The following is an 11,280-nucleotide window of genomic DNA, read 5'->3' on the forward strand; positions in this document are numbered from 1 at the left end:
ATGAGCAATCGAAATAAAGGAATTATCTTACTACTTTTATCTGCATTTGGTTTTTCTATGATGGCAGCTTTTGTTAAGCTATCAGGTGATGTACCAACTGTTCAAAAAACGTTCTTTCGAAATGCTATTTCCATGATTATTGCATTTGGATTCGTCAAATATTATAAGGAACGTTTATTTGGTAAAAAAGAGAATCAAAAAATTCTCTTGCTACGATCTAGTTTAGGAGCAATTGGTATTATTTTATATTTCTATGCTATTGACCATCTTGTTCTATCTGATGCAGATATGCTAAACAAGTTAAGTCCATTTCTTACTATTATATTTGCAGCAATCTTTTTAAAAGAAAGAACACGTACTTTTCAAGTTGTTGCTATAATTATTGCCTTTATCGGAACTTTATTTATTATTAAACCAGCATTCTCGGTAGATACGATACCTTATCTCGCCGGTTTTCTTTCAGCTGTGTTTGCCGCAGGAGCATACACCGTATTACGCGTATTAGGAAGTAAAGAACAGTTTTATACAGTCGTTTTTTATTTTTCATTCTTCACGACAATGATATTGCTGCCATTCGTGCTTGTTTTTTATGAATCAATGAGCCTGCAACAATGGACATATCTACTAGCAGCTGGTGTATTTGCAACTGTTGGTCAATTCGGTATTACGATTGCATATAAATATGCTCCTGCAAAAGAAATATCCATATTCTTCTATTCTACAGTAATTTATTCGGCGTTCATCAGCATTGTTTTATTCGATCAAATTCCCGACGTTTGGAGTATAATTGGGTATATTACAATCTTCGGTGCATCATTCTATATGTTTTTAAGGAACAATGCAGTTAAATAATTGTAACATCTTTTCTAATATGTAGGTCATTTAATAGTAATACATGTTTTCCCAAAATAACAGACAATAGGTTATGGTCACTTTGTTTTATCGCATTTACTACTAAAGGGGAATAATTAATGTTTAATAATAAGATTAAAAAATATTGGAATATGTACGCTAAAGAGAATGATTTAAACATGAACCTTCCAGAAGCATGGATGTTTGGGGATGGTACCAAAGAAATGGGAGATGAATTAGGAAGTTTAGTCGTTAATGGAATCAAAACTGGAACATGCGCTGCTCATTGTGTTTATGAACTGGAAGGAGAAGAAATTCCAAAAGTTGGTCAGTATGATATTGTATTAGACGGTGATAATAATCCATTAGCAATTATAAAATATACAAAGATCGATTTTATAAAAATGAATGAAGTATCAAGTGATTTTGCAAGATCTGAGGGCGAAGGAGATTTAAGCTATGATTATTGGTATCGTGAGCATGTCAAATTTTTCACTTGGGAATTAAGTCAGTACGGCCTTACTTTTACCCCCGACTTATTACTAGTCTGTCAAACATTTAAGGTAATGGATGTTTATAAGGATTAAGGTATAAATTAAAGAAAAGAAATACTTATCAAAATATAGCATGTGAATGACTCAATACTAGCGCTCATCACCTCTACGCTAGTTAGGATTTATTGATAATGGTGAAAGGTTTGGTAAAGAAATGGCAGTCGTTAAAGTAATCACTACCTTATAGAACAATGGAGGTTCGTTCCATTGATTCGCTCCCCTATCATTTAATAAAAAAGGGCTGATTCACAGAATGAATCAAGCCCTTTTGTTACTTACTTACAGTTTCATTGTAATTGCTCTCTTCGTAGCCACATGTAGCAATGCTTGTAAAATGGTCAGGTGCTACCTTTGCTTTCATTTTCATTGAAATATAGTAGACGAAGCCTGAAGCAATTAGTGACTGAACAGCAGGAAGACCAAAAGTAGTTACATACTGTGTCAAATAACCTAGCATTGTACCTACCACTAAAGCAATAGTAGCCATCCAGTTCCAGCCTTGATGATCTGTCCACGTACGTTTACGGATAAAAAAGAAGTCTACCATTATTACACCCGCAATTGCTGGATACACTAATGCAGTTAAATATAAAAAGTCCATAAAATAATCAAGAATACCCGCTAATGATATGATAATAGCAACGACTGTACCAGCAAAGGTGAGCAACGCTCTTCCCTTATTGGAATTCACATTTAACATATTAGACAATGCTAATCCCATACTATAATTATTAACCAATTGACTCGTCCATGTGGCAAACCAGAGAATTAAAAATCCCCACACTGGAAACCCTAGATTCAACATTACATTAACAATATCTGCCTCCCCAACTCCAACAGACATAACAGCTCCTACAATAAATAGTGGAAGGCCTATGATGGCAATACCTGCAGGAATAAGTGCATTATCCTTTATTGTTGGTTTAGCATATCGTGTATAATCTGAAGCAATAACCCACTGAGATACATTTACACCAATAACTAAACTAATAGCTGCAAATATCCCCATCGAAGGGGCTGGATTCCAATTGGAGATTGTTTCCCACCCTGTATTTCTTAATGCAAAATAAATTCCCGCTCCAATTAGAAGAAGTCCAGCAGGAACAGCAATATAATCTGTCCATTTCATGGAACTATACCCAATAATAGAGGGTATAGCAAAAAGCAAACCCGCTATCGCCGTTATACATGCCCATAGCCCCCATTGTGTGGTGTAATCAATTCCAAACATCGCAGATATCGCATTACCTGCCACAGATGTCTGTACGGCCCACCATCCAAGCGAGACTACAAAAATAGTTAAACCTACAATAAACCTTGCTTGCATCGCACCAAAACTAGTTCGGGCTATAACAGATGAGGAACGTCCTGTTTTGGCACCAATATACCCTTGTAATGCATTTCCTATCCATTGTATACCAAATAGAGCTACTAAAAGAATAAAGAATGTTTCCCCAAGTCCAAAGCTACCCGCAAGTGTAGCTCCGACCATTAATACAGGTATCGTAAATTCAAGACCACCAAATATCATTGCTGGAGTCATCCAATGCTGACGTTGATCGATTGGAACTGCTTGTAGAGCATTATCTTGTTCTATTGCTTTCCCTTTTTTCTCATTCAATTGTATTCACCCCTAATAATTCAATATTCTGAAAAAAATCTGTAAAACAATAGTAGAAAAGATGCTTTCCTTTCTACTTATTGTTTACTTTCCTTTTACTGTTCATTTACAAGTAACCAGACTATTTCACAGGGAGCATCACTATTATTTATTGCCCAATGCTCCTCACCTGCTGGGATGAAAGTTGCAGCAGATTCTCCAACTTCAAAGGCTTCCCCGCCACTTTCACCAGCTATTTTTCCTTTTACAATAACGGAATATTCATGTTCAAAATGAGAGGAAACACCCACTACAGGTACCCGTTCACCAGGTGCAATAATAGCTGTGCCAAACTTCACAGTTTTTTCTTTGTTTGTAAATAAAGTCGTTAATCCTAATTTTTTGAGACCATCTTCTTTTATTTTCATATCTACTCCGCCTTCCAGCTATCTTCTGTTTGCTGATTCTTTATAATCAAACGTTTGAGGGTCAATGCTAACTCCAAATACATGCTCTGCCTCTTCCACGGTGTAATATTCATTTTTCACATCACGAACAACTTGTTCAGCTGGCCGTTTCATTGGGTCACCATATCCACCACCAGTAGCAGTCATTAGTTTTAACACGTCATTTTTCTGAAGTTGATAGCGCGGGTAAACACCAAAAGGTCCATCGATATCTCCGTTCGCTTTATGGATATAAAACTCATTTAATGATCCATCTTGTCCACCATTTATCCCCCATAGCCGATACTTATTACGTCCAAATGTGACCGTAGCTGATTGCTCATCTGTTAATGCTCTATATGATCGAATAACACCCTTACCGCCGATATATTGTCCAGCCCCAGATCGATCAATACGTAAACTATATTCATCAATCATGACACCGTATCTTGTTTCCGCGACCTCGACCGGGACATTATATGTCTCACCATCTAACACACAGAACTGTCCGCTTGCACCATCCTGTCCTTCAGCTCCCCCCCAGCCACCAACAGAAGGTTCTACAATCAAAAATGGTTCCTCCGTGTCATGATGCTTTCCAGTTAAAGTAACAGCACATACAGATAATAAATGAGCTGCTGCTAATTTATCAGGTATGTGTGGAGCTAAGGCTTTCCAAATTAAATCTGTACAACCTAGCATTGTCTCAAAATAATTAGAAGTAGGAGCTGGTCTTTCTGCTGACATAATCGACTTATCATCCACAATTATTTCTAATGGACGAAAAACCCCATCATTCACATTTTGATCTGGATTTGTTATAGCTAAAAAAATGGTTCTTACCGCTGACGCTAGTCCAGTAAACGAGCAATTGACCGGACCTGGAACTTGAGGACTGCTACCCCTGAAGTCACAAGTAAACGCATCCTCTGTGATTGTAACCTTTACTTGAATCGGAAATGGTCCATTTCCAATTCCATCTGTTTCTACATAACCGCTTGCTGTATAGGTCCCCTTCGGCAATTTGGTGAGCTCTTGTCTTGAGATTGTTTCACCGTGATCCAACTGGCTACGAATAGCGGAAACAATTAGTTCTTTACCATGCTTTTCACATAATTCAACAACACGTTTCTCGCCGGTTTTAAGGGCAGCTACTTGAGCCCACATATCTCCTAATGATAGATCAGGAAATCGCACATTCGCCTTTATCATTTCAACCAGTGGTTCATTTAATTTCCCAGCATCAAATAGTTTCAATGAAGGGAACTGTAAACCCTCTTGAAAAATATCTCTCGAATCATTGGTGAATGATCCCGGATCCTTTCCTCCCACTTCTGTCCAATGCGCTTTATTTGCCGAAAAAGCAATTACCTCCCCGTCATAGAAAATTGGCATAACTAAGCCTACATCAGATAGATGGGAACCTCCACCACCATATGGATCATTGACAATAATAATATCCCCCGGATGCAGATTACCAGTCTCCCCGTATTTCTCTACCGTTTGTTTAACCATAAAGGAAAGCATTCCTATAAAGCCAGTTACTCCATTCCCTTGAGTAAGCAATTGTCCTTTTGCATCCGTCAATCCACTAGCATAATCTAAAACCTCATAGATAATCGGACTCATAGAGGTTTTGGCTAAGGCGATAAACATTTCATCTCCAGTAGCTAGCAAAGAATCTTTGACGATTTCCAATGTAAATGGATCTATTTTTGTTTCATTAGATAACATTTACTTCGCCCCCGTTTCTATTATTAAATTCCCATAATCATCTACCGTTAAGGATTGTCCTTGATAAACTACCGTAACCGCCGCTTTTTCTTCGACAATAGCTGGTCCATATATCGGGTTGTTAATAGGCAGTTTTTCACGCTGGTACACATCGGTTTTCTTCCAGCCCTTGGGATCTTCAAAATAGACATCTCTTGTTTCTATTTTTGCTTCTTGTAATGATGTATGACGCTTTATTTTCTTTATAGAAGGCTTGGCTACTTTTCCAAAAGCAGTAACATGCAAATTAACCATTTCAATTTCTGTATCTGGTAATTGGAAGGTATAGTTCTGCTCATGTAACTTATGGAATGCATCAATAATCTTCTTGACATCCTTTTCCGACCAATTACCAGCTGGAACTGGGACTTTTACAGTGTGCTCCTGGCCAAGGTAACGCATATCTGCAAAGCGATGAAATAGTACATCATTTTTCGGAATTCCTTCATTAGCAAATTGATCATAAGCCGACTGCTCCATTATATGCCATTCTTGATGCAACGCTTGTAGGTCTAACTTATTTATTCGTTTAATATACGTTTTAATATAGTCGTGACGGAGATCAGTCATTAACATCCCCCAAGCTGAAAACACTGGTGATGCTATTGGAATGACTACTTTTTTGACACCTAGCTCTTTTGCCAGCGCTGTTGCATGCATGGAACCACCGCCTCCAAAAGCTACTAATGTAAAATCTTGTGGATTGTGCCCCTTTCGAATGGAAATTAACTTTAATGCATTTAACATATTAGAATTTGCTATACGAATAATTCCTAATGCAGCTTCCTCAGCCGTCATCATTAAAGGATTGGCGATTTTTTCTTCCATAACCTTTTGTACAGCTTCCATATCAACTGGAAAGTCAAAATTTTCCGGAGAAAGACGTCCTGTTAATACATTCGCATCTGTTGTAGTTGGTTCTGTCCCCCCCTGTCCATAACAAACGGGTCCAGGCAGAGCTCCAGCTGATTCAGGTCCGACTTTTAGTGAACCGGCCTCGTCCATCCAAGCAATGGAGCCTCCTCCATTTCCGATTTCCACGATATCCACTACCGGTGCTTTAATCGGATACCCTGCAGTACGATCATTTCGTTCGATATAATAATTGGTAGATACTTTCACTTCGCCATTTTCGATGAGTGAGCATTTAGCCGTGGTACCACCAATATCAAAAGCTATTACATTTTTTTCTCCTATAATCTCTCCCAGCACAGCAGCGCCATATATTCCTGCAACAGGTCCAGATTCCACCATATTAATCGGTGTTTTTTTTGCTTCGTCAAAGGTCGTAGTTCCGCCATTCGATTGCATAATAAAGTTGTTACTATTCGTATTAAATTCCGTCAATTTGCGATGTAATTTATTAATGTATGATGTTGCTGTTGGCTGGACATATGCATTTAAAGCTGTCGTATTCGTTCTCTCGTATTCCCTCCACTCCTTCGTTACTTCATGCGATGCTGACACGGCAACCTCTGGCCATAACTCCTTGATCAACTTGACTGTCTCCATTTCATGTTCTGGATTCACATAGGAATGTAAGTAGGTGACTGCGATTGCCTCTACCTGCTCACGCTTAAAATATTCGATTGCTGTTTTAACCTGGTCGCGGTTTAAAGCTGTTTGAACCTCTCCTTTATAATTAAGGCGTTCATCCACTTCCCTCCGCAAATAACGCTCAATAAATGGCTCTGGTTTTTTGTAGCGAATATTAAATAAATCAGGACGATTACCACGAGCAATTTCCAAGACATCACGAAATCCTTTTGTAGTAATGAGACCCGTTTTGGCACCCTTTCTTTCCGTTAGAGCATTTATAATTACAGTAGTTCCATGTATAAAAGTTTCGATTGCTTCTTTATCCATGTTACTTTTTTCTAATACATCGATAACTCCCTGCTCAAAGTCAGGAGGAGTAGTATGGCTTTTGGCAACTTCTACTTTTCCATCTTCATCAACATAAACTAAATCCGTAAACGTTCCTCCAATATCTGTTGCTACCCTCATAGTATTACCGCCCTTTCTAAATGAATTAGTTATTTAAAAAATCACTGGTGTTAGTACACACAATAAAACAGCATCTTCATTCGTTGGATTCTTCCACTGATGGACTTTTACAGAAGGAAAATGAATCGAATCTCCTTCATTAAGGATATACTCCTTCTCCTCTACCTTAAAAATCACCACCCCTTTTAATATATAATAAAGCTCTTCCCCAGGATGACTGAACTTTTCAATAAATGTTTTATTGGGTGGAAGAGTTACCATCATTGGCTCCATTTTACGGTCAGGAAATTTCCCCGCTAATCTTACATGCGTTACATTAGACCCCTCTAGCTTGAACGGCTTTTGATCTTCCTTGTGCACAGCATAATTGTAATTTTCTATTTCATGGAAGAAATAAGAAATATTAATTTGAAACGCGTCAGCAATTTTTTTTAGCGACGTAATCGCAAGAGATGAGGAACCTCTCTCTATTTGGGATAAAAAACTAACCGAAAGCTCTGTAGCTTCACTTAAGTCCTTCAATGTCATTTCCTTTTCTAAACGTAAACTCTTAATCTTTTTGTGAATATGCTCCATTTTTGAATATTCCAACTCCTATAATTACACTTTTACTGTATTTATTTTACTTATACTATATTTTTTCTTATCCTATCAAAATAATTTTGTAATTGCAAGAAAACTTTTTATTTTTGTAAATGTTATACTTGATTCTGATTTCAAATTCCACGCTTCCTTATTTCAAGAAAAAAGCCTGAATTCCTTATCTGTTAAGGAATTCAGGCTACATTCTTATAACTTTATTATTTTGTAATCTAGTAAACATTTCCAGCATCCTGTTACATATTCGGTAGAAAAATATATTTATACAGTAGAATATTTTAATGATCAGCTTAGCTAACATCTAATTTTGAAATCTTCCATTTACCATCTATCTGCGTAAAAGTAAAGACCATATCTAACCTTCCATGTAATTCACATTGGTGATTGGAGGTCAGTTGGTAAGTGTTTTGATTTATCTTTTTTAACGAATATGGATTATCCTTAATAAACTTCGGATGACCGTCCTGTGGAATTAAATATAACGCGTCTTCTCCCTCATTCACATAGTCGCTCCATAAGCTTCTGGCAACTTCACTAATCATAAAATCGGAGAATTCTTTATAAAGCTGCTCTTTTGTTTTGATTGTTTTAAATTTATATCCAACATATTCTTCATAAAGCTTACTCTGGTCTACATTCGGTTCAATGATATCATACATTTGATTATACTTATTTAATACTGGTATAAAGACAGCTTCACTAACCATATCCTGTTCTTTTTTTGTATCTAGCTTATTTTCTTGCTTTTCATCACTTTCTTTTAAACGATCATCTTGGACTTCATATTTCTCTACTTCATCTATAGAAGTTTTTAGCTTATCAGTTGAATCATCTACATTCATTTCTTGATTGTTTTGCTTCGACGTTTCATAAGCAAGCACAACGGTTTCTTTCTCTTTAATATTGCTTACATGTTCTCGATGCAATGCATTTCCTTGCTGTATATTTTCATCTTTTATCACATTCTCTTGTGTACCACAGCCCGCAGCCAAAAATAAGAAGAATAACATACTGATTAGAATATTTCTCAAATTTAACACCCTTCCTTTTCTATCTACTAATTAGACGTATGAACGCACTATAATGTTTCAATTATATTACAAAAATATTTCTTTTGTGTAACGGTGTGTTTAAATTAAAGTATTCTATACCATTATATTTCGGTTCTTACTCGTAATATTCCTTTATTCCAGTTTGTTCAAACAGAGAAAAAAGAACTACTCACAATAGTAGCTCCTGTTAACAAAAGGGCCTATACTCTCTTTATCCATATCTCAATCCATGAAGAAAATGGTATTTGCATCTGTAATGTTAGTTAAGGTAACTAGATTCACAATACAAAACAGAGTTCGCTACATGTTGAAACTAGATAGTCCAATCGAACTGAATAATACTAAACAAGCAATTACACTCTAATCATCTGCCAGTACTTGATAAAAACAATTGCTCCACTATTGTTCAAACCTTTCTACATGCGGAAGTAGTCTCATCAAAAACGTTGTCACACCAACACTAAACTAAAAATGTTCCCCTAGAGGCTTTTTTAATAAATCAACAATAATCCTTTCTATAGGTACAAACTTATATGTATTTATTGTTTCCTACTGGTACAATAACCTTCTTTCAATTTCTCTTCATAGTTGTTATAGGAAGGGTTTTTTATGCCATTATGATGATAAATTCAAGAGAACATAAAGCAAAATAATTCTTTGTGTTAAAATAAATTTTATCTGGATTTTAATTTTAAAATGAGAACAAAAATTCCGATTTTGTTTGGTTATTAGTACTAACTAATGAAACTTATTCCTAATTAAATCGTACCTATAGATACAAAAAAATGAAGATTGTTTAATTTCTATTAATGATCTTAAATGGAGGGATTAATGTAGTGAAAAGGTCAATCGAAATGTGTCTTTTTGAGGAGGAAGATATCAAAACTGTACAAGAATGGTTTAATGATCACGAGATTCAAAACCGTTTAGAGGGAATGTTACCTCTAATGGAATGGTTTAATAATATAAAAGAGAATACCCAATATTTTGTATGGCTCACCCTTGAATGTAATCAACCAGTAGGTATAGTTATGGTAGAAATAGAAGATGATTGTACAGGCAGTATTGCACTTGCTGTGAAACCGTCTCTCCGTAATAAAGGGTATGGAAGGCTAATTATTGAAAAAACAATGCTTTTGCCAGATATGCAATCTATTAAGAGATGGTATGCAGGAATCGAAGAAGATAATGTCGCTTGTTTGAAATGTTTTGAATCAGTCGGATTTGCATTGCAACATACACAGCCTGATAAACACGGTTTTTACTTACTAATTCGTTAATCCCCCACCTAGGACTGAGCATATTTTCTACTTTATTGCTTTTTTGGTGTTAGATCGAAAATGCAACAACTCTATTTCAATGGGTATCTTGCTTACTACTGTAATATGAAAAACTACTAAATGTACATAATTTATTTAGGAGATTTCAAAAACTATATCAAATAAACTTATATAACAAGATTCTATTCCAAGAATCAGTTCAACTGCTCCGCTTTAAAAGTAAATAATTATTGTTATTTTTAAAATATTTTTGTTTTCTAACGTTAAAAATAGAAAGTAATTACTCAGGTTATTTAGCTCACAAGCAATTGTTTAATAAGAAGTTAATAAATACTAAATAACTGTAAATATACGAGAACAAACGTGGAGAAGGAAGCCCTCGTTAGTGTGAGGTTTTATTTTTGAAAATTAAAATTTTTAATATAATCCCATAACATGTTAACATTTTATTTAATATTATAGGGAGTGAACCGATATGAAGAAATTCCTTTTTGCTATGTTATCCTGTTTTGCTCTTTTATTCTTAGGAACTTTGATATTTGCTAATAAAGATACGAACCCAAACACTTCCACTACCATTAAGCAAAAGAACTATGAAGTTCCTTTTGAAAATGCAGTATTAAAAGACAGTAAAATTGATAAAAGAACTGGAGTAAAAGTAGATGTGTACACAATCGAAAATTGGGGTGACTAAATGAAATAGATCTTTTGTATATATCCAAAAAGTAACTACCTACTACCAATATAAGTGGTTACTTTACTTTGAGTAAAAAACTCCCCTTAGTGTAGAAACAGATTTTTATTTTTAATCTGTCTATCTTAAGGGGAGCATATCATTTAATACTTTTTTCAAAACTTTTTTCAAAAAAGAGTTTATTTTATCACCTAAACATTGAATATAAAGCTCAACCGGTCGATAAGTTTCAATAAAGGGGTTTAATATCTCTATATTTTGAAATACATTGCGTGAACTACTCCCACCACTTACCACCCTTACGGGTTGCTTGAAGAGGGGGCTTCTTGGGTAATCGCCACTTTTGGTAGCTGACGAAATGGACCAAGCTAACCCTCTTGTTCCAAGAGTTTATATTTTCATTAGGCACTTGCTAATAAGCG

10 protein-coding genes and 1 pseudogene are annotated in these 11,280 nt (G+C 35.7%); 5 read left to right on the forward strand and 6 right to left on the reverse strand.

What is annotated here, in order from left to right:
* The 3 genes and pseudogenes from RVS70_RS17710 to RVS70_RS23430 all read left to right on the forward strand — a co-directional run.
* Positions 1-852 (forward strand): DMT family transporter, encoded by an 852-nt coding sequence (locus tag RVS70_RS17710; RefSeq protein ID WP_121604909.1) that lies wholly within the window; start codon positions 1-3, stop codon positions 850-852.
* 119 nt (positions 853-971) lie between these two features.
* Complete coding sequence (locus RVS70_RS17715) at positions 972-1,439, forward strand: ASCH domain-containing protein (protein ID WP_166530766.1); 468 nt, start codon at positions 972-974, stop codon at positions 1,437-1,439.
* A gap of 53 nt (positions 1,440-1,492) precedes the next feature.
* Positions 1,493-1,593: pseudogene (locus RVS70_RS23430) on the forward strand (GNAT family N-acetyltransferase); the annotation flags it as partial.
* Between the two features lie 84 nt (positions 1,594-1,677).
* Here RVS70_RS23430 and RVS70_RS17720 read toward each other — a convergent pair.
* The 6 genes from RVS70_RS17720 to RVS70_RS17745 form a co-directional block, all read right to left on the reverse strand.
* Complete coding sequence (locus RVS70_RS17720) at positions 1,678-3,027, reverse strand: purine-cytosine permease family protein (RefSeq protein ID WP_321134249.1); 1,350 nt, start codon at positions 3,025-3,027, stop codon at positions 1,678-1,680.
* 95 nt (positions 3,028-3,122) lie between these two features.
* Positions 3,123-3,434 carry a cupin domain-containing protein gene (locus tag RVS70_RS17725; protein ID WP_026683015.1) on the reverse strand — a complete coding sequence of 104 codons (312 nt, stop codon included), beginning with the start codon at positions 3,432-3,434 and terminating at the stop codon, positions 3,123-3,125.
* 18 nt (positions 3,435-3,452) lie between these two features.
* On the reverse strand, positions 3,453-5,186 hold the full coding sequence (locus tag RVS70_RS17730) for a hydantoinase B/oxoprolinase family protein (protein WP_321134252.1): 1,734 nt from the start codon (positions 5,184-5,186) through the stop codon (positions 3,453-3,455).
* The gene (locus RVS70_RS17735; protein ID WP_321134254.1) at positions 5,187-7,232 is read right to left on the reverse strand and encodes a hydantoinase/oxoprolinase family protein; all 2,046 of its coding nucleotides are present in this window, start codon (positions 7,230-7,232) and stop codon (positions 5,187-5,189) included.
* 33 nt (positions 7,233-7,265) lie between these two features.
* A complete protein-coding gene (locus RVS70_RS17740; protein WP_321134256.1) occupies positions 7,266-7,808 on the reverse strand; it encodes an XRE family transcriptional regulator in 543 nt (180 codons plus the stop codon).
* A gap of 314 nt (positions 7,809-8,122) precedes the next feature.
* Positions 8,123-8,863 carry a hypothetical protein gene (locus RVS70_RS17745; protein ID WP_321134258.1) on the reverse strand — a complete coding sequence of 247 codons (741 nt, stop codon included), beginning with the start codon at positions 8,861-8,863 and terminating at the stop codon, positions 8,123-8,125.
* A gap of 857 nt (positions 8,864-9,720) precedes the next feature.
* Between RVS70_RS17745 and RVS70_RS17750 the strand changes: the two genes are divergently transcribed.
* Positions 9,721-10,164 carry a GNAT family N-acetyltransferase gene (locus tag RVS70_RS17750; RefSeq protein ID WP_240455734.1) on the forward strand — a complete coding sequence of 148 codons (444 nt, stop codon included), beginning with the start codon at positions 9,721-9,723 and terminating at the stop codon, positions 10,162-10,164.
* 475 nt (positions 10,165-10,639) lie between these two features.
* A complete protein-coding gene (locus tag RVS70_RS17755; RefSeq protein ID WP_321134260.1) occupies positions 10,640-10,858 on the forward strand; it encodes a hypothetical protein in 219 nt (72 codons plus the stop codon).
* Positions 10,859-11,280: the final 422 nt, after the last annotated feature.

The sequence above is a fragment of the Virgibacillus sp. M23 genome, assembly GCF_034190895.1.
Classification (GTDB): Bacteria; Bacillota; Bacilli; order Bacillales; family Amphibacillaceae; genus Virgibacillus; species Virgibacillus salarius.

Coding starts and splice junctions, on each gene's coding strand:
- RVS70_RS17710 (WP_121604909.1), top strand. CDS start 1: ATGAGCAATCGAAATAAAGGAATTATCTTACTACTTTTATCTGCATTT.
- RVS70_RS17715 (WP_166530766.1), top strand. CDS start 972: ATGTTTAATAATAAGATTAAAAAATATTGGAATATGTACGCTAAAGAG.
- RVS70_RS17725 (WP_026683015.1), bottom strand. CDS start 3,434: ATGAAAATAAAAGAAGATGGTCTCAAAAAATTAGGATTAACGACTTTA.
- RVS70_RS17730 (WP_321134252.1), bottom strand. CDS start 5,186: ATGTTATCTAATGAAACAAAAATAGATCCATTTACATTGGAAATCGTC.
- RVS70_RS17735 (WP_321134254.1), bottom strand. CDS start 7,232: ATGAGGGTAGCAACAGATATTGGAGGAACGTTTACGGATTTAGTTTAT.
- RVS70_RS17740 (WP_321134256.1), bottom strand. CDS start 7,808: ATGGAGCATATTCACAAAAAGATTAAGAGTTTACGTTTAGAAAAGGAA.
- RVS70_RS17755 (WP_321134260.1), top strand. CDS start 10,640: ATGAAGAAATTCCTTTTTGCTATGTTATCCTGTTTTGCTCTTTTATTC.